Source organism: Stanieria cyanosphaera PCC 7437 (assembly GCF_000317575.1).
In the GTDB taxonomy this organism is placed as follows: domain Bacteria; phylum Cyanobacteriota; class Cyanobacteriia; order Cyanobacteriales; family Xenococcaceae; genus Stanieria; species Stanieria cyanosphaera.
This window is the reverse complement of record NC_019748.1, coordinates 4,722,786-4,744,017: the sequence shown is the minus strand read 5'-3', so window position 1 is coordinate 4,744,017 and position 21,232 is coordinate 4,722,786. Positions and strand designations below refer to the sequence as shown.

18 protein-coding genes are annotated in these 21,232 nt (G+C 36.6%); 12 read left to right on the top strand and 6 right to left on the bottom strand.

Annotated features, from left to right (window positions below; translation table 11 throughout):
* Positions 1 to 158: 158 nt before the first annotated feature.
* Positions 159 to 1,586 (top strand): FAD-binding domain-containing protein, encoded by a 1,428-nt coding sequence (locus STA7437_RS20755; RefSeq protein ID WP_015195349.1) that lies wholly within the window; start codon positions 159 to 161, stop codon positions 1,584 to 1,586.
* Between the two features lie 9 nt (positions 1,587 to 1,595).
* Entirely contained in the window at positions 1,596 to 2,189 is a 594-nt protein-coding gene (locus tag STA7437_RS20750) for a GDSL-type esterase/lipase family protein (protein WP_015195348.1), read from the top strand.
* On the opposite strand, the gene STA7437_RS20745 is transcribed toward STA7437_RS20750, so the two are convergent.
* A complete protein-coding gene (locus STA7437_RS20745) occupies positions 2,186 to 2,608 on the bottom strand; it encodes a DUF29 family protein (RefSeq protein ID WP_015195347.1) in 423 nt (140 codons plus the stop codon). The genes STA7437_RS20750 and STA7437_RS20745 overlap by 4 nt on opposite strands.
* A gap of 616 nt (positions 2,609 to 3,224) precedes the next feature.
* Here STA7437_RS20745 and STA7437_RS20735 point away from each other — a divergent pair.
* The 3 genes from STA7437_RS20735 to STA7437_RS20725 all read left to right on the top strand — a co-directional run bounded on the left by STA7437_RS20735 (position 3,225) and on the right by STA7437_RS20725 (position 5,854).
* Entirely contained in the window at positions 3,225 to 4,829 is a 1,605-nt protein-coding gene (locus STA7437_RS20735; RefSeq protein WP_015195346.1) for an NAD(P)H-quinone oxidoreductase subunit 4, read from the top strand.
* Between the two features lie 175 nt (positions 4,830 to 5,004).
* The gene (locus STA7437_RS20730; RefSeq protein ID WP_015195345.1) at positions 5,005 to 5,379 is read left to right on the top strand and encodes a phasin family protein; all 375 of its coding nucleotides are present in this window, start codon (positions 5,005 to 5,007) and stop codon (positions 5,377 to 5,379) included.
* Positions 5,380 to 5,416: 37 nt separating this feature from the next.
* Positions 5,417 to 5,854 (top strand): hypothetical protein, encoded by a 438-nt coding sequence (locus STA7437_RS20725; protein WP_015195344.1) that lies wholly within the window; start codon positions 5,417 to 5,419, stop codon positions 5,852 to 5,854.
* Between the two features lie 348 nt (positions 5,855 to 6,202).
* Here STA7437_RS20725 and STA7437_RS20720 read toward each other — a convergent pair whose 3' ends face one another.
* The gene (locus STA7437_RS20720) at positions 6,203 to 7,192 is read right to left on the bottom strand and encodes a methyltransferase domain-containing protein (protein ID WP_015195343.1); all 990 of its coding nucleotides are present in this window, start codon (positions 7,190 to 7,192) and stop codon (positions 6,203 to 6,205) included.
* A 244-nt stretch (positions 7,193 to 7,436) separates the two neighbouring features.
* Between STA7437_RS20720 and STA7437_RS20715 the strand changes: the two genes are divergently transcribed.
* The 3 genes from STA7437_RS20715 (at position 7,437) to STA7437_RS20705 (ending at position 10,748) form a co-directional block, all read left to right on the top strand.
* The gene (locus STA7437_RS20715; protein ID WP_015195342.1) at positions 7,437 to 9,767 is read left to right on the top strand and encodes a heavy metal translocating P-type ATPase; all 2,331 of its coding nucleotides are present in this window, start codon (positions 7,437 to 7,439) and stop codon (positions 9,765 to 9,767) included.
* 158 nt (positions 9,768 to 9,925) lie between these two features.
* On the top strand, positions 9,926 to 10,435 hold the full coding sequence (locus STA7437_RS20710) for a cupredoxin domain-containing protein (protein WP_015195341.1): 510 nt from the start codon (positions 9,926 to 9,928) through the stop codon (positions 10,433 to 10,435).
* A gap of 106 nt (positions 10,436 to 10,541) precedes the next feature.
* Complete coding sequence (locus STA7437_RS20705) at positions 10,542 to 10,748, top strand: hypothetical protein (RefSeq protein ID WP_015195340.1); 207 nt, start codon at positions 10,542 to 10,544, stop codon at positions 10,746 to 10,748.
* Here STA7437_RS20705 and STA7437_RS20700 read toward each other — a convergent pair.
* A complete protein-coding gene (locus tag STA7437_RS20700; RefSeq protein WP_015195339.1) occupies positions 10,732 to 12,066 on the bottom strand; it encodes an oligosaccharide flippase family protein in 1,335 nt (444 codons plus the stop codon). The genes STA7437_RS20705 and STA7437_RS20700 overlap by 17 nt on opposite strands.
* A 282-nt stretch (positions 12,067 to 12,348) precedes the next feature.
* Between STA7437_RS20700 and STA7437_RS20695 the strand changes: the two genes are divergently transcribed.
* Positions 12,349 to 12,729, top strand: a complete 381-nt coding sequence (locus STA7437_RS20695; RefSeq protein ID WP_015195338.1) for a hypothetical protein — start codon at positions 12,349 to 12,351, stop codon at positions 12,727 to 12,729.
* A 9-nt stretch (positions 12,730 to 12,738) separates the two neighbouring features.
* Here STA7437_RS20695 and STA7437_RS20690 read toward each other — a convergent pair whose 3' ends face one another.
* Together STA7437_RS20690 and STA7437_RS20685 are read right to left on the bottom strand one after the other, a co-directional pair.
* Positions 12,739 to 13,173, bottom strand: a complete 435-nt coding sequence (locus STA7437_RS20690) for a hypothetical protein (protein WP_015195337.1) — start codon at positions 13,171 to 13,173, stop codon at positions 12,739 to 12,741.
* A 273-nt stretch (positions 13,174 to 13,446) separates the two neighbouring features.
* Positions 13,447 to 15,489, bottom strand: a complete 2,043-nt coding sequence (locus STA7437_RS20685; protein WP_015195336.1) for a hydantoinase/oxoprolinase family protein — start codon at positions 15,487 to 15,489, stop codon at positions 13,447 to 13,449.
* Positions 15,490 to 15,704: 215 nt separating this feature from the next.
* Between STA7437_RS20685 and STA7437_RS20680 the strand changes: the two genes are divergently transcribed.
* A complete protein-coding gene (locus tag STA7437_RS20680; protein WP_015195335.1) occupies positions 15,705 to 16,619 on the top strand; it encodes a histone deacetylase family protein in 915 nt (304 codons plus the stop codon).
* 114 nt (positions 16,620 to 16,733) lie between these two features.
* A complete protein-coding gene (locus STA7437_RS20675) occupies positions 16,734 to 18,134 on the top strand; it encodes an ATP-binding protein (RefSeq protein WP_015195334.1) in 1,401 nt (466 codons plus the stop codon).
* Between the two features lie 11 nt (positions 18,135 to 18,145).
* Here STA7437_RS20675 and STA7437_RS20670 read toward each other — a convergent pair whose 3' ends face one another.
* Positions 18,146 to 19,648 carry a sensor histidine kinase gene (locus tag STA7437_RS20670; protein ID WP_015195333.1) on the bottom strand — a complete coding sequence of 501 codons (1,503 nt, stop codon included), beginning with the start codon at positions 19,646 to 19,648 and terminating at the stop codon, positions 18,146 to 18,148.
* A 233-nt stretch (positions 19,649 to 19,881) separates the two neighbouring features.
* Between STA7437_RS20670 and STA7437_RS20665 the strand changes: the two genes are divergently transcribed.
* Positions 19,882 to 21,204: an ABC transporter substrate-binding protein gene (locus STA7437_RS20665; RefSeq protein ID WP_015195332.1), complete on the top strand. Its 1,323-nt coding sequence runs from the start codon at positions 19,882 to 19,884 to the stop codon at positions 21,202 to 21,204.
* Positions 21,205 to 21,232: the final 28 nt, after the last annotated feature.

Genomic DNA, 21,232 nt, shown 5'->3' with positions numbered 1-21,232 from the left:
TTTCTGTTGTAACGAATGTTACTAATTTGAGAGAAGATTAAACAAAACATTATTTGCTTAAATCGCAGCAAAAAACATTTACTTTAGGTCAAAGTATTTTCTATTGAGAGTTAGTTAGGATGAACAAACAGACAATTAGGTGAACAAATCAAGTAATAATGTCTAGTTTAATTTTGTTTTGGCATCGTCGCGACCTCAGACTCACTGATAATGTCGGATTAGCAGCAGCCCGTCAACAAAGCTCTAAAATAGTAGGGGTATTTTGTCTCGATGAAAATCTGTTAACCAAAGATGACGTTGCACCAGCTAGAGTTACTTATATGATTGGCTGTTTGCAACAGTTGCAGCAGAGTTATCAACAAGCAGGTAGTCAATTATTAATTATCAAAGGCAAACCAACCCAAACCATCCCACAACTCGCCGAAACCCTTCAAGCTAAGACAGTATTTTGGAATTGGGATGTTGAACCTTATGCTAAAGCTAGAGATCAAAAAGTCAAAGCAGCATTAACCGAAAAAGGTATTGAAGTTTCTTCTCTTTGGGATCAGCTTTTACACGCACCAGGAGAAATATTAACCAAATCTTCCCAGCAACCCTACACGGTTTATACTCCTTTTTGGAAAAACTGGATTGAGCAAAAAAAACAGAATGCAATTACAAAATTGAACCAATTTGAAAATTTAACTGACGAAGAATTTAATCAAGCTCAACAGTCAGGAGTCATTAATTTACCTACCGCCAAAGATTTAGGTTACATTTGGGATAACCCGTTAATTCTTGCACCTGGAGAAACGGCAGCTAAAGAAAGATTAGTAGAATTTTGTTCTCGTGCGATCAACGAATATGACGAACAAAGAAACTATCCTGCCGTAGACGGTACATCTCAACTAAGTGCAGCCTTAAAATTTGGTGCGATTGGAATTCGGACTGTGTGGGAAGCTAGTACAGAAGCTCATGAAAACTGTCGCAGCGATGAAACTAGAGATAATATTCGTTCTTGGCAACAGGAATTAGCTTGGCGAGAATTTTATCAACATTGTATGTACTTCTTTCCTGAACTAGAACAGGGTGCTTATCGAAGAGAGTTTAAAGATTTTCCTTGGGAGAATAACGAAGATTATTTTCAAGCTTGGTGTGAAGGCAAAACAGGTTATCCTATCGTTGATGCAGCCATGCGTCAGTTAAATGAAATAGGTTGGATGCACAATCGTTGTCGCATGATTGTTGCTAGTTTTTTAACCAAAGATTTGATTATTAACTGGCAATGGGGAGAAAAATACTTCATGCAAAAACTTTTCGACGGAGACTTATCCGCTAATAATGGTGGTTGGCAATGGAGTGCTTCTAGTGGTATGGATCCTAAACCTCTACGTATTTTTAATCCTGCTTCTCAAGCACAAAAATACGATCCTGAAGGAGAATATATTCGACAATGGTTACCCGAATTAAGTTCAGTAGACAATGAGTATTTAGTCACTGGCAAAATTTCCAAATCTGAAAGAGAAAGATGCGATTATCCTCAACCAATTGTTGACCATAAAATACAACAAAGAAAATTTAAAGAGTTATACCAAAGTCAGAAATAGATTGAAGCTATGCATGATATCCGTATTTGTTTTTTAGGCGAATCTTTTGTTAATGGTACGGGAGATTCTACTCATCTTGGTTGGACAGGAAGATTGTGTGTTAATCTCTCTCAAAAGAGTTATGCAGTAACTTACTACAACTTAGGAATTCGTCGGGAAACTAGTACGGAACTTGCTCGTCGATGGCAAAGTGAAATAGTTAGAAGATTGCCAATCTATAGTGATAATCGCCTGGTGTTTTCTTTTGGCACCAACGACACTACCTTAGAAAATGGTCATTTAAGAGTTGAATTAACTCAATCTATTACCAATGCAAGGCAGATTTTAACCACTGCTAAACAAAAATATCCCGTTCTCATGATTAGTCCGCCTCCTATTTTAGATAACGAACAAAATCAGCGTACTCAAATTCTTGCTCAACATTTTGCTGCTTTGTGTCAAGAATTGCAGATTCCTTATTTAGATGTTTTAACTACTTTATCAAAATCATCGGTTTGGATGGCTGAAGTCGAGACTGGGGATGGCGCGCATCCTAATCAAGCAGGCTATACAGAATTAGCTTCTTTAGTTCAAAATTGGCCAGCTTGGTTAAATTGGTTTTAGTAATCTAACATTTCTAAAGCCTTATTTTTAATTAAATCTAGATCGATTATTTGTAATATTTCTTGTTCGCTACGTGTTCCTTCAAATGCTTCTAAAGATGCGTTTCTTAAAGCAGGAAGAACAGCATCATCAATAATTTCTTGCAACTCTTCTTGGTTGGTATAATAACCACCACTTTTACGTCGTTTATTAATTCTATTAATTCTTTCTACTGAATTCTTAATTGAGACTTCCCAAGATTTAGTAGTTCTTTTTTCTGCCTCTTTTTTGATTAAATGTAACAATAAAATAATCGCATAGCTATAAATCCTTTCTACTTTATCTTCTTTAGACATTGTTTCGAGTTCGTCAACAATTTCTAATGCTTTTTGATAATTTCCAGAAGTTATACTTTTTCTAAGTTCTATTAATTCTTCCATTTTTTAACTCTCATTGCATTATATTTTTAAATTTTAACTAAATTCAAGTTCTATCTAAAATTCAACTTATAAAATCTTTCAGGTTTAATATTTTTTAAAATAAAACAAAGTGTATATTGTTTTTTTGAACAAACAAAATAACGCATATTTAATTAATCGAAGCTTTTCAGTCAGATAATTTTCACACAAAAATGTGGACGATGCATTACTTTAGACGTTAATTCATAATCGTAGTTCAGTAAAAGGGGTCTGCTAGTCTTCGACGCACTAGGCTATGCCACCCTTCGGGAAGCGTGTTCGCAGTCGCAACGAGCGAGGGGTTCACTCCCTTCGTTCGCGGCCAGCTTCGCTGCGCCGAAGGCGACCGAGAAAAAAGCTATCAATGGCAGAAATATATAACGAAGCAAAACCTAATTTACTACTAAATGATATTGTAACAACTTCTAACACTGCAATTGAAGACCAAGCTTCCCAGCGCTCAACTGGTATAAGTTCTAGTTGTTTCAGTCAAAGTTTAAGCGATAAAAATCTCCATTTTTGTATTTTTAACTTGTCATTTATTTACAAAACTTAATATAATATCAAGAAATAGCATTAAGTATATGTGCTTAACATTATGGAAATTATTCAAATTCCGTGGTTAACAGCCACAATTATTTTTCCCTTAATCGCCTCGCTTGTAATTCCCCTGATTCCTGACAAAGAAGGGAAAACCGTAAGATGGTATGCTTTGAGCGTCGGCTTAATAGATCTAGCATTAATGGTCTATGCCTTCTGGGATAACTATAGTCTTGAAACTACTAAATTTCAACTTACAGAAACCTATTCTTGGATTCCTCAATTAGGATTAAATTGGTCAGTCGGTGTCGATGGTTTATCGATGCCGTTAATTATTTTATCGGGCTTAATTACCATTTTGGCGATTTTGGCTTCTTGGAAAGTGAGTCATAAGCCAAAACTATATTATTTTTTAGTATTAGTGTTATTTAGTGCGCAACTTGGAGTATTTGCAGCGCAAGACTTCTTATTATTCTTCATAATGTGGGAAATTGAGTTAGTTCCCGTTTATTTACTAATTTCAATTTGGGGCGGAAAAAAACGTCAATACGCAGCAACAAAATTTATTCTCTATACTGCCTTAGCTTCCATCTTCATTTTAGTTGCTGGTTTAGCAATGGCATTTTATGGAGATAACGTAACTTTTGATATTACTCAACTAGGTTTAAAAGACTATCCTTTAGCCTTAGAATTGCTGGCTTATGTGGGATTTTTAATCGCTTTTGGTGTCAAATTACCGATTTTTCCACTCCACACCTGGTTACCCGATGCCCATAGTGAAGCTTCTGCCCCAATTTCGATGATTTTAGCAGGAGTATTGCTAAAGATGGGTGGTTATGGCTTGATTCGTTTCAATGTTGAAACTTTACCCCACGCCCATATTAAATTTGCTCCCCTATTAGTTATCTTAGGTGTAATTAATATTGTCTACGGTGCGTTTACAGCCTTTGGACAAACTAATCTGAAACGCAGATTAGCATCTTCTTCTATTTCTCACATGGGTTTTGTATTAATTGGGATTGCCTCTTTTACTGATCTCGGTTTAAATGGGGCAGTATTACAAATGGTATCTCACGGCTTAATTGCTGCTGCTCTTTTCTTCCTCTCTGGTACAACTTACGAACGTACCCATACCCTAATGATGGATGAAATGGGAGGAATGGCGCAGAAAATGCCAAAAACTTTCGCTTTATTTACCGCAGGTGCAATGGCTTCTTTAGCTTTACCAGGGATGAGTGGTTTTGTAGGCGAATTATCAATCTTCCTCGGTGTGGCAACTAGCGATGTTTATAGCTCTGCTTTCAAAGTAGGAGTAACATTCTTAACTGCCGTAGGTTTGATTTTAACTCCAATTTATCTCCTCTCAATGTTGCGTCAAGTTTTTTATGGAGAAAGTAACCCTCAACTCAAAATTGACAATTATCAAGCAGATGTTCAACCAAGAGAAATCTTTATTACTGCTTGTTTGTTAATTCCGATTATTGCGATCGGTTTGTATCCTAAGCTAGTTACTAGTACTTATGATTTGAAAACTGTAGAAGTAGCATCCAAAGTCAGATCTGCTTTACCTGTAATCGTACAACAACAAGAACCATTGCTTAATGCTAGTCTTTTAAATACCTGGCAATCTCCTGCTTTGATTGCACCTCAATTACCAAAGTAATAAAATCAGAGTATCAAGAAAACTTAAAATCATTCCAGCTAACTGATTTAAATTTGTAGCTGGATTTTTTTGTAGATCATATTTTCCTATAAAACTAGAAATAGATAGCCAGTTTTTCCCTTTGCCCTCTATCCTGTAAATAGGAGTAATTCGAGTTACCAAAAAGGAAATGATTATGCCTGGTTTTGACGATTTGGTAAAAAAAGCATTTTATTTGGGAGTAGGAGTTGCTTCTTATGCCCAAGAAAAAGCTGGTGCCACTATTAATGAACTTAGAAGTCAAGCTCAAAAATTAGCTGATGAAATGATTGCTAGAGGAGAGCTTAACACAGAAGAAGCGCGTAAATTTGTTGATGATTTGGTTAGACAAGCTCAACAAGACAGTGTTAATCCTGCTCAAGAAGATACAAAACCTAAGCAACCTCGTCAAATTGAAATTCTTTCTGACGAAGAGGAAAATAATCAAGCAAATTCACAACCTAAAATTGATAATTTACGCGAGCAAGTTGAATCTTTGCAAGCAGAATTACGTCGTTTAAAACAAGAATAAAGTCGATTAATTAAAATAATCTGGTTAATCAAGAAAAATGACAGACTGGTGGAAGATTTTAGCAACGGCAGCAGAAGAAGTTGAACAGTTTTTTGAAGAAGTTGGTAAAGCAGTAGAAAGTTTTACAGATGAAGTTGGTGAAAAAATAGAAACTGTTGTTGAACAAGTACAAGAAACTATTATTATCGAAATAGATCAATACGTACAAGATTTTTTTGAGTTGATTATTGAGGCTGGTAGTGAAGTAGAAGAAATTCTGTTTGAAGATTTAGAAGCTCTGACGAATGATTCAGAATTTATTTTCATGCGTCAAGAATTACCTACCGCCAAACATCATCCTGCTTGTATTGGTTGTTGTAATTATCATGGTGTAGTCTACGGAGAGAATTTATTAGTTTGCGCCATGCATCCTTATGGTTGGGATGATGAAAATTGTCCAGATTGGGAAGGTAATCGTAATAATACTTCTAATTGAGAGAAAGAACTTTAATAATTTAATGTCTATTTCTTAGTATTTTTATGCTTACTTAAGATTTAAACCAGGAAATTGTTGTTACTCTATTAATATAGATGATTACTGTAGGGAAGTTTTATCGCTGTGTTCCCTTACTACACATTGAAGGAGAGCGATGTCAAATGTGTAGACAGTCAACTACGTATTCTAGAACGTTATGGAGTTTCTATCGCTTCCTCCATTAAAATACTATTTACGGGAGATTAAACTCTCCAGCATAGCGATCGCAAATAGTATGCGTTACTAGATTTTTACTTATCTCAGGTTGGCTCAATAGCGATCGCTGTTCAAGAGCTAAAAGTATGATATTTAAACTTGAGCAGTTTGTTGGGAAACAGTTTTACTGGTTTGCTCTAAAGAATTAGTTCTTACAGCGCGAAACATTCCAAATCGACAAAGACCGGTGCCAAACGCTAACCTCATCAGTAATAAGGTAGGTACTTCTCGTAGAGATTTAATGAAACCAGATAAACCAAAACGCACTAATCCTTGAGGTCTAGCTATACCTTGCCAAATTGAATCTAACCAAGAAGGTAATGTTGCTTGTGTCCAATCTGCGGTGATTACTTCTCCTTCAACTAATCCTGTCTCTACTAGAAGCTCAGAAAAGCCTTCAATACTAGAAAAAGCAGGATGTGACCATTGGTCTAATAATTGTTTCATAACTGGTTTTTCCCAGAAATTTAAAGGTTTTTGGCGCTCATCCCTTTGATTCCAGTCAGCTACAACCAAAATTCCACCAGGTTTTAATACTCTCATTAATTCTTGAGCAAAAACAGCTTTATCTGGCATATGGGGACCAGCTTCAACCGACCAAACAACGTCAAAACTAGCATCGGGGAAAGACAGTTGCATAGCATCATCTACGAAAAAGTTGGCATCAACTCCTTCAGGGGTTAACTCCTGGGCGCGTTTGACTTGTTGAGGACTAATAGTTACACCTGTGACAGAAAAACCATAATCCTGGGCTAAAATACGACTACTTCCACCAATACCACAACCAACATCTAAAAGAGTTGTGCCACGAGGTAATCGATCTAAACCTCCCCATTTGACCATTTCATGAACAAAATCAAGTTTTGCAGTGATAAAATCTTTTCGTTGCGGTGGTGAACCATAATGACCCAAGTGGATGTGTTCGCCCCAATAAAATTCTAGAATACCGTCTTCAGTCCATTCGTCGTAAGAATTAGCTACAGAGTCAGACGATTGATAACGGCGAGCGGTAATGAAATAGAAAACAATCCCCAAAATCAGTAGGACAACCAGAAGTGCAAAAAACGAATAAAACAAATTCATGAAAATATAGTTTTAACATTTCTTAAAAATTTTATCTCATTACTACACTCGGAGAAACAATTACCAAAGCCATTAAAGCAATCGATCCAGAAGCAATTGTAACAACCGATCCTAAAAATAAACTGGTTGAAATTGACACACGAGAATCACCTGATGCCATTGCACAGGTAATTACAGCAGCAGGTTATACCGTTACTTAAAAAAAGTCTCCCAGTCTATTTAATTTCAAGCTAGGAGGTGAGAAATGGAAAATACTAATTTAAAACTACAAGGCATGAGTTGTGCCTCTTGTGCCAAAAACGTTGAAGACGCAATTGCCTCAGTTCAAGGTGTAAATGAATGTAGTGTTAATTTTGGTGCAGAACTTGCTAGCGTTATTTACGATCCTAGCCAAACCGACATAGCAGCGATTCAGAATGCAGTCGATGCAGCAGGGTATTCAGCTATACCTATGCAAGATGAAATACTTGCCCCAGAAGATGATACAGAACAAAGAGAACGACAAGTTGAAAATCGCCAATTAACTCGTAAGGTGTGGGTGAGCGGTATTATCAGTGCCATTCTGGTGATTGGTTCACTACCCATGATGACAGGATTACCCATTCATTTTATTCCTGCATGGATGCACCATTCCTGGCTACAATTAGTACTAACTACACCAGTACTATTTTGGTGCGGTTCGTCTTTCTTTATCAATGCTTGGAAAGCCTTAAAACGCCATACGGCAACCATGGATACGCTGGTGGCAATTGGTACGGGTACAGCTTACTGTTATTCTTTATTTCCTACCTTCTTGCCTCAATGGTTTATCACCCAGGGACTTACACCTGATGTCTACTTTGAAGCAGCAGCAGTAATTATTGCCTTGATTTTACTAGGAAGATTATTAGAAAACCGCGCCAAGGGACAAACTTCAGAAGCAATTCGTAAATTGATTGGTTTACAAGCCAAAACAGCACGGGTAATTCGTAATCATCAAGAAATAGATATCCCGAGCGCTGAAGTGATTCTTGGAGACATTATCTTAGTACGCCCAGGGGAAAAAATTCCCGTTGATGGCGAAATTGTTGAAGGTGCTTCCACCATTGATGAAGCGATGGTTACAGGTGAAAGTGTCTCTGTGAAAAAGCATCCTGGAGATGAAGTTATTGGCGCAACGATTAATAAAACTGGTAGTTTTAAGTTTAAAGCCACCAGAGTAGGTAAAGATACTTTTCTAGCCCAGATTGTCAAATTAGTTCAGCAAGCACAAGGCTCAAAAGCACCAATTCAAAGTTTAGCCGATCGCGTGACTGGATGGTTTGTTCCTGCGGTAATTGCCATTGCGATCGCTACTTTTATCCTCTGGTACAACATCATGGGAAATATAACGATGGCATTGATTACGACAGTGGGTGTGTTGATTATTGCTTGTCCCTGTGCGCTTGGTTTGGCGACTCCCACTTCAATTATGGTGGGAACGGGAAAAGGAGCGGAAAACGGTATTCTGATCAAAGGTGCAGAAAGTCTGGAAATGGCGCACAAGTTAAGAGCGATCGTACTTGATAAAACAGGAACGATTACCCAAGGTAAACCTACTGTAACCGATTTTGTCACTGTTCGAGGAATTACAGATGGTAACGAATTAAATATCTTACGTCTTGCTGCATCTATAGAAAAAAATTCAGAACATCCTCTAGCCGAAGCGGTAGTTAGGTATGCTCAATCTCAAAAGGTTGAATTACACGACGCAAAAGAATTTGAAGCGAGAGTTCGCTCCTTTGTCGCGATCGCGGGTAGTGGTGTGCAAGGTTATGTCTCAGATCGATGGATACAAATTGGTACGCATCGTTGGATGAACGAGTTGAGAATTGATACTAGTGACTTACAAAAAGATTGGGAACGATTGGAGTATCTTGGTAAAACTGTTATTTGGATTGCTGTAGAGCAAAAAATTGAAGCCATTATGGGCATTGCTGATGCGGTGAAACCCTCTTCAGTTAAAGCGATTCGAGCCTTACAAAAAATGGGTTTAGAAGTAGTCATGTTAACTGGAGATAATCGCCGTACTGCCGAAGTTATTGCCCGTGAAGTAGGAATTGAGCGCGTATTTGCTGAAGTACGCCCCGAACAAAAGGCATCGGTTATTGCTTCTCTTCAGGAAGAAGGGGAGCGAGGGAAAGGGGAAGATAGGGAGAGTAAAAAAATAAAAGCCCGAGCCAAAATAGTAGCAATGGTGGGTGATGGGATTAACGATGCACCAGCTTTAGCACAAGCTGATGTAGGCATGGCAATTGGTACAGGAACAGATGTCGCGATCGCAGCTAGTGATATTACTCTAATTTCTGGTGATTTACAGGGAATTATCACTGCCATTCAACTAAGTCGCGCTACTATTCGTAACATTCGTCAAAATCTTTTCTTTGCTTTTATCTACAACATAGCTGGCATTCCCATTGCAGCAGGAATTCTTTATCCTTTGTTCGGTTGGTTGCTTAGTCCGATTATTGCTGGTGCAGCAATGGCGTTTAGTTCGGTATCGGTGGTAACCAATGCCCTGCGTTTGCGTAACTTTCAACCGAAAATATTTGTTTGAGTCACAGCCCCTTTAGAAGTCAGAAGGTAAAAAAGAAAAAGAAAACAATTTCTAAAATAGCTTACCAATATGAAAACAATTATCTTTTTTAGTACATGGGCAGGATTTGGATTTTTGCTTGGAGTAATTTCTGGAGCGATATTATAGGAGGTTTAACAATGGCAACTAAAAAAGCGATCGCCTTTAGCATAGCAAGTTTGGGAATTGTCTTAGGAATTGCTTCAGGTAATGCACTCGCCCAAATGCCTCACCAAATGAACCAACCTAAAGCACAGTTTCAAAGGATTGAACAGCCATTAAGTAATAAGATTATTGTTACGGTTAGTGGATTGGGATTGATTGGTTTAGAACTATGGTGGTTTTTATTAAGTAAACCTAAATCAGCACGAGCAACTACAAAGGGAAACATTCAAGAGATTACAGTTACTGTCGATGGTGGTTACGAACCCAGTCAGATTGTAGTTCGATTGGGTCAAAAAGTACGATTAAACTTTGACCGCCAAGATGCTAGTAGTTGTCTTGAAGAAGTACGTTTTCCTGACTTTGAGACCGCTCAAACCTTACCCCTCAACCAAGTTACATCAATTGAATTTACACCCCAAAAACCTGGCAGATACGAGTTTACCTGCGGTATGAATATGTTTCGGGGAGTCGTTGAAGTTTTATAGCAATTAGGCAATTGATTTAATTGAGCTTGAATCCGTAAAAACAATATTGCGATTTGTTACACAACAATGTTAATTTTGTTTACATAACTACAAACAAGATTAAGAAATGCTTAAGCGAACAGGTTGTTTAGCAAATAGGCAAAGATTAATGAATGTTAAGTGGAAAAAGCTTTTATTCAAAACTACGATTTGGTTAGTAGCAGAAATTTCGCTTAATTCTTTAGGACTAGACAGCCTAGCTGACTACAGCGAATTTTTATTTGAACGTACAATGATCATGCCTAATACGATGGATATTATCTTCCTAGTTTAAAAGCAGAAATAATTGAAGGTTGAACTCCAATCTTTTTCACGACTAACTGATGCAACCAAATATTCCATAATGCCATGGTGATAGCTGTTGCGATCGCAGCACCCAAAATTCCAATCATAGGAATCAAAATACTATTTAGAATTAGATTTAAGAACGCACTACAACAAACTACATACGCGCATTGACGATGATATCCAGTCATTTGCATGATATATCCTACCGGACCAGCCCCAACATTAACTAGTTGTCCTGCTATCAAAACAGTCATTTCCCAACGCCCTGCTACAAATTCTTCTCCAAATAAACCCAACACTGCATCAGCATTAATTATTAGTGCGATCGCTATCAATAAAGCAGGGAAAAATAGCCAACGAGCTATATTAGCAACGAGTTCTTGTAAATCTTTCAGTCTTCCCTGAGTATATAGAGTAGCAAACATTGGTGCTGCGATCGCATTAACAGCAACTAGAATAAAGCCTACCCAAGCAGACGTTTTGAGTGCAGCAGTATAAATTCCCACTTGAAACGAACCCAGAGTTGAACCAATCATGAGAATATCGGTTTGGGATAAAATCATGTGTGCGCCATCATTAAGTAACAAAGGAAAAGCAACCGCTAACCATTCTTTGGGAACATAAATCGACTTGATCGCATGACATTTTTTCTCAAACCAAACCTTAAAGCACCACAATTGAGCAATTATGACAACTGCTAAACTAACCATTGTGATTATTAGTGCTAATTTACTAGTAAGCTCTTGACCATAATAAGCCGAACCAAAAATTACTAATAAAGGCAAAAAAACAGCCGATGGTAAATAAGCTAAAGCAATTTGTTTACTTGCTCTAGTCATTTCTAGTTGTTGTCTGACTAAAGCCAAAAGTGGTACAGTCCACAATCCAAATTTAATGCTGTCGCTGGGAAGAGAGCTAATTTGAGAAAGCCAAGCAACAGTCGTACTACCAACTACGGCGAGTAATAAACTACTCAACAGAACTACTCCCCAACTAGACAAAATTAAGCCTTTTAATCTTCCCCAATCTTGCTTGACAGTGTATTCAGGTATAAAGCGTAACATAGAATTGGGTAATCCTAATCCTGCTACATAACCCACCAAAGTCGCGATCGCAATTATGTAATCATAAGTTCCATAGTCTGTTGCTCCCATCCATCTGGCTAACAAAACTTGTGTAAAATAGCTAATCCCAGCACCTAATAATTGTGAAGCTAAGGCTACTCCAGCACCTCGAAATAAGAGAGGAAATAATTCGGTTTGCTCTACATCCTTGCCTACATACTGAGCAAGCCATTTTTTCATAAATGATTCTCCGTCAAGAGTAAAACTAAAACTGCAAAGTGCTACATAGGTTAACTCAAGAAAAGTGAATCGAGTAGAGGCAAAAAAAAACATCTCATCCGAAGCTGAAATGTTTGCAAAATAAAGGTCAGTGATTTTTACTTTTGCTCTGGCACGATTGTAATAAGAGTAACAATGGAAAAAAGTTTAGATATGTACAGTTAAGTTTAGATTTTCCAAAACAACCACCAATCTGCACTAGGATAAAAACAAGTAACTTACAAATTAACCTCAAAGAAAACTGTGAATGATAACTTCAGTAAACTGCTTCAATACAATATTTCTGGCTTGGGCTGTTGGCTGACTTTGATTCTAATTGCTGTTTTATTAGGTTCAGTTGGCTTAGGCTGGATTGTTAATGGGTTTTTAATTTTATTAGCTTTTTTATTAATTACACCAGTATTAGCTTTCTGGGGCTTGCAATGGTGGTTAAAACGTAATTTAATTCAAGATAATTGTCCAGTATGTAGTTATGAATTTACTGGTTTTAAAAATACAGAATTTAAATGTCCTAATTGTGGTGAACCTCTTCAGGTAGATGGAGGTAAATTCCATCGCATAACTCCTCCAGGAACAATTGATGTAGATGCGGTAGAAGTATCAGTACAACAATTAGAAGATTAAATATAGTTTTTATTTAGTTGAAATATTTAGAGTAAACTGATAATTAGCTCCAGTGCGATCGCCAATAAAGATTTGATATTGTCCTGGTTCCCAGACTCCAGAAATTTCTGGTTTAAATCCTGATACTTCGTCTCCCAAAGCACAAAGAGTGTCTCCTGATTGTGGCCCAACTACTAATAAAGTTGGTTGACCTCCTGTTGCCTGGACACTCAAGCGCATATAATCAAGGCGTTGAGGTAAATCAATTACATAGTTGGGAGAGCTAGCAATAAAACCGCAGCCTTTACTATCGATTGAACCTCCCGATTGTCCTTGAATAGTTTGAGTATTGGTATCAAACTTTAGTCCATTTCCTATTGGTTTAGCTGCAACACTATTGGCACTATTTACCAAAATAAATAGAGTCAAACTAATAGCACTAACTAAATTACTGAATTTTTTCATACATTTTTACAGCTTCCGCTATGATTTGAGTTTAAAAGCTACTATTAGTTTATTAGGCTTAAAGACGCTTTTATATATCGGTTGTTCCAGTTTTTTAACAGTCCCTAATGGAATCAAGTAAAAAGTAGAGACGTAACATGTTACGTCTGTACAAAAGTAAAAAGTAAAAAGTAAAAAGGTTATGTTGAGCAATAGTGAAGGAATATGCTCAACCTTTAGCTTGAAAAGCATAAGAAGTAAATAGAAACAAAATTATTAAGTTTTAATGAAGAATTAAATTTTTTGTAAAATTAAATCATTGCGATCGCTGATTTTTCCTTGCCAACCTGGTTCAATTACGTTAGTTCCTGTGGGTTCAATAACAATAGCTGGAGAGTTAATCATGTCTCCTGGTTGTAATTTTTCTCGGTCGTAAACAGGGGTATCATACCAAGTATCGGCAGTGTAGATTTTTACTGTAGCAGTTGGTTGAAGTGGAGTGTTTCTGGTTGGTTGAATTTCAATTTCCTCTGGTTGATAGGTAGGACAAATTAATTCGATAGAAACTGTTTCAACAATTAAAGCTTTGTTTTCAATCATAAAACCGTAGCGTTGTTGATGAGTCTGTTCAAATTGTGTTCTCATCTGTTGGATACTATCTAAATCAACTATTAAACTTGAGTCTGTACCTTGATATTTAAGATGAACTTTTTGTAAAATTTTAATTTTTTTTGTCTCTTGGGTTTGTTGTTGATTTAATTCTGCTTTAGCCACTTTAATTAATTTAGAAAAAACATTGGTTAATTCTGTTAATAATTCTTCGGTTAATTGAGCTTCTACCGACTTTTCTTTAATAATTCTAAGATCAGCTAAACCAATTCCATAAGCAGATAAAACTCCTGCATAAGGATGAATAAAAATCTGTTTGATTCCTAGAACATCAGCGATTAAACAAGCGTGTTGTCCTCCTGCACCACCAAAACAACAAAGAGTATATTCGGAAACGTCATAACCTTTTTGAAGAGAGATTTTTTTGATCGCATTTGCCATATTATCTACAGCAATAGTTAAAAAACCAGAAGCAATTTGTTCGGGTGTGCGATGGTCACCAATTTGTTCAACAAGTTGGAGAAATTTTTGTTTTACTATTGCTAAATCTAAAGAAGAATCGGCATTTTTACCAAATACTTGAGGAAAAAAATCTGGTTGTAATTTGCCAATCATGACATTAGAATCAGTGACGGTTAAAGGACCTCCTTTACCATAGGCAGCAGGACCGGGATTGGCACCAGCAGATTCAGGGCCAACTCTATATCTACTGCCATCAAACTGTAAAATCGAACCACCACCAGCAGCAACAGTGTAAATAGACATCATTGGCGATCGCAATCGAATTCCTGCAACTTCGGTTTCAAAACTGCGTTCGTATTCTCCTGCAAAGTGACTGACATCGGTGGATGTGCCTCCCATATCAAAACCGATGATTTTATTCAATCCCGCCATCTGACAAGTTTTGACTGCACCAACAATTCCACCCGCAGGTCCAGAGAGTATGCTATCTTTACCTTGGAATAAATCGGCATCTACCAATCCCCCATTAGATTGCATAAACATCAGTTTGGGATGATGCAATTGATTTTTAACTTGATTAACATAACGACGCAGAATGGGAGAAAGATAGGCATCAACTACGGTAGTATCGCCTCGACTAATCAGTTTAATTAAAGGACTGACTTGATGAGAGATCGAGATTTGAGTAAATCCAATTTCTTGAGCGATCGCGCCTACAATTAATTCGTGTTGAGGATAGCGATAACTGTGCATTAACACGATGGCACAACTTCTAATCCCTGCATCGTAAGCAGTTTGTAAATCTTTTCTAACTGTACTAGTATTAACGGGAATTAATTCATTACCTTGAGCATCATAACGTTCTTCGACTTCGACAACTGTTTCATAAAGCATTTCTGGCAGAATAATTTCTAAGGCAAAAATATCGGGACGATTTTGATAACCAATCCGTAACGCGTCTTTGAAACCTTTGGTAATAGCTAAAACAACGCGATCGCCTTTTCTTTCTAAAAGTGCATTAGTCGCAACGGTTGTACCCATCTTAATTACTTGAATTTCTGCTGTGGGAATTGGTTCATCTTTGGCAATGCCCATCAGATATCGAATACCTTGGATTGGTGCATCAGTGTACTGTTCGGGATTTTCTGAAAGTAATTTGTGGAGAATAATTTTACCTTGAGGAGTTTTGGCAATGATATCTGTAAAAGTGCCACCGCGATCAATCCAAAATTGCCAACCTGGAACAGAATTAGAAGTAAAAGTCATAATTAATATAAATAAAATGATCTAAATTTTTTAAAAAAGCGATCGCTAGCAATTTATTAGAGCTAAAATTAAGCTTATTTTGATCCCAGTCAACTAGGTAAATTGTCACTCAATAAAAACAGATGAAGGATTGAAAAAAATAAATAGTAAGAAGAGAAGAACAAAGTAAATATTAAAGAAAGATAGCTCTCTTAAACTTTTGAACTAGATTAATTATGTTTCCAGTAATTTATTCAGAAGACTTTCTTTTACATGATACAGGCTATGGTCACCCTGAAAAACCTGCTCGTCTTAACGCGATAGTCAAAGCATTACAACAAGTTGCTTGGCATGATCAAATAAACTGGCAACTGCCAACCCCCGTCACTGAAAGAGAAGTCTTACCCTATATCCAAGCAATTCATACTCAGAAATATATTGAGATAGTACAACACATTGCCGAAAGTGGAGGTGGTTATTTAGATTTAGATACTCCTATTTCAACTCGTAGTTACGACATTGCTTTACTCGCGGTTAGTGCTTGGTTAGACGGAGTAGATCTAGTGTTGAATCACAATAATCCTGCTTTTGTTTTGGCACGTCCCCCTGGACATCATGCTACCTCTGAAACAGGAATGGGATTTTGTCTTTTTTCTAATGCTGCGATCGCAGCTAATTACGCTTTACAACAACCAGGAATTAATCGAGTTGCAATTCTTGATTGGGATGTTCATCATGGTAACGGGACAGAAGCAATTGTCGAACATAATCCTCAAATTGCCTATTGTTCGCTACATCAGTATCCCTGTTATCCAGGCACGGGGGAAGCAAGCGATCGCGGATTACATCAAAATGTGCTTAATATCCCAATGGTAGCAGGCAGTACGATTATCGAATATCAATCGGCATTTGAACAACAAGTAATACCTTTTTTAACTAAAATTCAACCAGATTTATTAATTGTTAGTGCAGGATACGATGCCAATGTTTTAGATCCTTTAGCAGAAATTGCTTTACAACCTCAAGATTATGGTGTACTAACCAAATTTTTATTGTCAATTACTCGCCGTTTATTATTCGGTTTAGAAGGTGGCTATCATTTAGAGGCATTGGCAAAATCAGTAATTGCCACAATTAACTGTTGTCTTTAAATATCTTCGGCTAAGATAGTTATAATTCTTGCACTCTACAACTCATACCATATTTTGCTCAGATTAAGTATTTTTTGGTATTGACATTTCTCAACCATAATAACTGTTACACACATGAGTTCTTCTTTTACTGTCCACGGATTATCCGTTTATCAACTAGTTCAACAAGCATCTAATTCCTGGCAAGAATTATTAATTAGTCCGAATATTTTTCAATCTTATTTAACTTTAACTCTTGAGCTTTTAAAAGAAAGACAAATCTCAACAGAAATTTGGCTCAAATTACCTCAGACTAAAACTTGGTTAGGAGAAATAGAAAAGTATTTACAACAAGATAATATTAAACATATTTATTGGTATGGTAGCTCCAAAAATCATCCAGCTTTTTTATTGCCGGAGAGTCACTTAACAACTAAGATTACACCAATCAAAATTGTTAATAATGCTTGGCTCAAAAAAGAATCTTTTCTGATTGTAGTTTCCCCTCAGTTATCTTGTTTGATTTTGGCTCAGTGGCAAAAAGCAAAAATCTCGACAGAATTAAACAATAAAAGAGTCCAACAACCTTACTTAAAAGCAGTTTTAAGTTTTGAATCAAGTTTAATTAAAACTGTGATTAATGAACTAAATCAGTTAATTCATGAACCAGAAATAAATCAAATCACCTTGCCTGAACCAAACAAAAATTATAATGAAAATGGAGAAGAAACTCAACTAATTACTGATTTATTACGTAAACAAATAGAATATACAGAAACTTTACACAATTCTCTCAATTATTTAGCTAACAATCAAAGTAAAACTAACACTTTTGCTCAATTTGTAGAAATACAATCTGAATTTCTTAATCAATTAGTGCGGGAATTACGTTCGCCAATTACTCGAATGAAAACTGCTTTGAGTTTACTAGAATCAAAACAAATCAAAGGAGAACAACGTCAACGTTATCTAGAAATACTTGATTACGAATGCGATCGTCAAAATTCTTTGATTTCTGGTTTGCTGGAATTATTACAATTAGAAATTCCTTTTGAGGTGGACTCAGTTAAGCTGGAAGATTTAGTTCCAGGAATTGTCAGTACCTATCAACCCTTAGCCCAAGAAAAACAAATTTTATTAGGCTATACTATTCCTAATAATTTACCTGCTGTAGCTTGTCCTAGTTCTTGGCTTAGGCAAATCATTATTCATTTACTAAATAATAGTCTTCAATTTACTCCTGCTCAAGGTAAAGTTTTCGTTCAAGCTAGTTTAAATAATGAATTTGTTGAACTAGCGGTAAGCGATACAGGTATAGGAATAGATGCTCAAGAATTAACTAAGATTTTTGATAGTTTTTATCGAATTAGAAGCACAGAAAACGAACAAGTTTCTGGTGCAGGTTTAGGTTTAACTATTGTTCAACAACTCGTACAAAAATGTGGTGGTTCAATTGCGGTCAGCAGTAAAGTAGGAAAAGGTTCGATCTTTAAAGTATCGCTACCAATTGCATTAGCAGAGTTGAGTGACAATTAAAGGCAAAACTATTAAACTGAACCAGAACTGCCTAAAGGTAAGAAAATTGTTAATTCTTCTCCTTGTTTTGGTCTTTGTCTGACAGTAAATTTTCCACCTAAAGCTTGAAAAATATTTTTAGTTACATCCAAATTCAAGCTTAAACATCCAGTTTCGGGTTGAAACATTAATAATTGACCGAGAGATTTGAGCGGATTACTCGAAAGACTAGCTTGAGATAAGACTTGCAGTTTGAGTTGGTTACCCACAGTGGAAACTTTGACATGAACTTGTCCGCCTGTAGGTAAATTGCGAGTACAATTTTCTACTAATCCTGTTAAAACTCGGTCGAGCATCGCAGGATCGCTGACAATATTAGGTAATTTTTTGGGTAGAGTTACTTCTAACTCAACATTTCGTTTTTTTGCCTCTTGTTGCCAGCGAGGAATTGTTTGTTGAAAGATCTGTTCGAGGGAAAAAGGTACTAGATTAACTGGTTTGTTAGTAGGAGGAGTTGCTTCCAATTCTGCTGCACGAAAAATCAGTTCCATTCGTTCGATTTGTGCCGTACATTCTTGATCGATTGTTTGTAGACGCTGAATTACATTAGGTTGAAAATCTTTTTTCCTTTTCAGCAACAGTCTTGTTAAGGTACGAATGGTAGTCAGAGGAGTCCGAATTTCGTGGGTAAGAGCTTGTAACAAGTCCATTTCTAACTGACTACTAACGGTAGGAGTAGAAAAGTTAGTTTTGTATTCCAGCACTTCCCCTTCAGGATGAGTAACCGTTTCTTGTGGTTTAGTTTTACTGATTGCTAAGGCAGTTAAATCGGGTAAATGTTTGAGTAATTGACGGCTAAAATGACTAACTAAGCGATAATCAGGGATTGGGGGAGTAAATTGCCGAACTAAACGGTCTAATTTTGATAATTGATGATAATTAGCCAAAACTAATCGCGATCGCAAGGTTGCCCAAGTTAGTTGAATTATTTCGGGTTCAAAGGAAAAATGAAAGGTAGGAAGACCTTTTTCATCTTCTCCCAAAACCATTACCAACCCAAACTCGTTGGTTAAAATCAAACAAAATTGTTCTAAGGCGATGGGATCGTTGGGAAGTAAGGGTAATTCTAAAATTGAGCAAGGTTCAGGAGTTGGTTCGATTTTTGTCTCAGCAGCACAAGGCATCAACGCTCTGGGATTAAAAGCATCAGGCGTAAAAACTCCTGTATGAAAGTGAGATACAACAGCTAAATTACTTAAAATGGGGACAGGAGCAGAAAAAATTAATCCTTGTTTTGTTTGATTAAGGCAATTGTTTTGTTTTAGTTTAGATAAAAGGATTTTTTCGACAGTTGCGATCGCGCCAAACCATTCTCTTTGAGCTTTTAATTCGGCTAATTTTCTTTGTTCATTGAGATTTTGCTCTAACTGCTGACTGGTTACTGTCAGAGAAGACTCAATCGTCAAAGAATTTTCCTCGATCTTTTGATAGCGATTGAAAATATCACTAAGCGTTTTCAGTAACCACGTCTTCACTATTATTCGACCTCCTCGGACTTCACACTGCTCTTATTAATACCCAAATATCAAATATATCTTGATAAGTATTGTCATATTATTGTTTTTATAGTACAAGTCCCAGTAGTTAATAGAAAGCAGTAAAACCGAACTAAAGTTTAGCGATTTCCACTCTAAGTTTTTAATCAGCAAGAAGAGAATCGCTTGAATTTAACTTGCTTTCGCCAGAAGTAATCTCTTCTAATCTAGTTATGTCATTCCTTGAATTTTTAGCTAATCTCAAGATTAAATCTACTAAAAAAAATTGCCAAATTTTACTTATTAGTAGCTTTTTAAGTTTCTTTCTGCTTTTAATTACTGGTTGTCAAAGCCAAGTTAAAACTAACGACAACATTGTCCACATAACTCTGTGGCACGGAATTAATCCTCCAGAAAATCGGGATGTCTTTAATCAATTAGTGAGCAACTTTAATCAAACTCACCCAGATATAGAAGTAGAAGCATTATATATTGGTCAACCGGATGCCCAGCTACCTAAGATTTTTGCTGCTACTGTTAGTGAACAACCACCAGATCTGTTGTGGTTTGTGCCTCAAATTACAGGTAAATTAGCTCAGTTAGACGCTCTTTTCCCTGTAGAAAACTGGTTAAATAATTCCCCGATTCGCCAAGAAATTGATCCAGCAATGTTTCCTTCGATGGAACTAAATGGGCATATTTTATCCGTTCCTTTTGCTACTAATAATGCAGCCATTTTTTATCGTCCTAGTTTATTTGCACAAGCAGGAATTAATGATCTACCCCAGACTTGGGAAGAGTTGAAACAAGTAGCACAAAAATTAACCAAAGATACTGATGGCGATCGCCGTATCGATCAACATGGTATTTTATTATCTTTAGGCAAAGGAGAATGGACAGTATTTACTTGGTTGCCTTTTATTTATAGTGCAGGTGGAGAATTATTAACAGAAAATCAACCTAATCTAGTTAATCAAGGTACGATTGAAGCATTACAATTTGGTGCAGATTTAGTTCAAGAAAATCTCGCCATTTTATCTGCACCAGAAAGAGGATACGAATTAGATAGTTTTTTAGCGGGTTCAGCAGCGATGCAGATAACTGGTCCTTGGACATTAGGACAATTGCAAGAAACAAACACAGATTATGGTGTATTTCCTATTCCTGCTAATAAAACTCAAGCTGCGGTAATTGGTGGTGAAAATTTATTTGTATTTAAAACTACTTCTGAAAGAGAAAAAGCTTGCCTCACATTTTTAGAATATATTTTAAGTGAAGAATTTCAAACTAATTGGGCATTAAAAACAGGTTATTTACCTATTAATCTCAAATCTCAACAAAGTAGAGAATATCAACAATTTATTGCTCAAAATCCTGTTTTAAAAGTATTTTTAGACCAGATGAAAACAGCGCGATCGCGTCCAATTATTCCCCAATATAATCGTCTTTCGGAAAATTTGGGCAGAGCGATCGAAGCCGTTCTACTAGGAAAAGAAACACCCCAAACCGCTTTAGCCAAATCTCAACAACGTTTGGAACTAATTTTTCGTAATTAAAATCTAAATAGGTACAATATAGTCAGTC

Bases quoted from the DNA above. Each gene is read 5' to 3' on its own strand.
- STA7437_RS20715 (WP_015195342.1), top strand. From the start codon at position 7,437: ATGGAAAATACTAATTTAAAACTACAAGGCATGAGTTGTGCCTCTTGT.
- STA7437_RS20685 (WP_015195336.1), bottom strand. From the start codon at position 15,489: ATGACTTTTACTTCTAATTCTGTTCCAGGTTGGCAATTTTGGATTGAT.
- STA7437_RS20720 (WP_015195343.1), bottom strand. From the start codon at position 7,192: ATGAATTTGTTTTATTCGTTTTTTGCACTTCTGGTTGTCCTACTGATT.
- STA7437_RS20735 (WP_015195346.1), top strand. From the start codon at position 3,225: ATGGAAATTATTCAAATTCCGTGGTTAACAGCCACAATTATTTTTCCC.
- STA7437_RS20745 (WP_015195347.1), bottom strand. From the start codon at position 2,608: ATGGAAGAATTAATAGAACTTAGAAAAAGTATAACTTCTGGAAATTAT.
- STA7437_RS20690 (WP_015195337.1), bottom strand. From the start codon at position 13,173: ATGAAAAAATTCAGTAATTTAGTTAGTGCTATTAGTTTGACTCTATTT.
- STA7437_RS20705 (WP_015195340.1), top strand. From the start codon at position 10,542: ATGCTTAAGCGAACAGGTTGTTTAGCAAATAGGCAAAGATTAATGAAT.
- STA7437_RS20730 (WP_015195345.1), top strand. From the start codon at position 5,005: ATGCCTGGTTTTGACGATTTGGTAAAAAAAGCATTTTATTTGGGAGTA.
- STA7437_RS20700 (WP_015195339.1), bottom strand. From the start codon at position 12,066: ATGAAAAAATGGCTTGCTCAGTATGTAGGCAAGGATGTAGAGCAAACC.
- STA7437_RS20680 (WP_015195335.1), top strand. From the start codon at position 15,705: ATGTTTCCAGTAATTTATTCAGAAGACTTTCTTTTACATGATACAGGC.
- STA7437_RS20750 (WP_015195348.1), top strand. From the start codon at position 1,596: ATGCATGATATCCGTATTTGTTTTTTAGGCGAATCTTTTGTTAATGGT.
- STA7437_RS20675 (WP_015195334.1), top strand. From the start codon at position 16,734: ATGAGTTCTTCTTTTACTGTCCACGGATTATCCGTTTATCAACTAGTT.
- STA7437_RS20755 (WP_015195349.1), top strand. From the start codon at position 159: ATGTCTAGTTTAATTTTGTTTTGGCATCGTCGCGACCTCAGACTCACT.
- STA7437_RS20725 (WP_015195344.1), top strand. From the start codon at position 5,417: ATGACAGACTGGTGGAAGATTTTAGCAACGGCAGCAGAAGAAGTTGAA.
- STA7437_RS20710 (WP_015195341.1), top strand. From the start codon at position 9,926: ATGGCAACTAAAAAAGCGATCGCCTTTAGCATAGCAAGTTTGGGAATT.
- STA7437_RS20665 (WP_015195332.1), top strand. From the start codon at position 19,882: ATGTCATTCCTTGAATTTTTAGCTAATCTCAAGATTAAATCTACTAAA.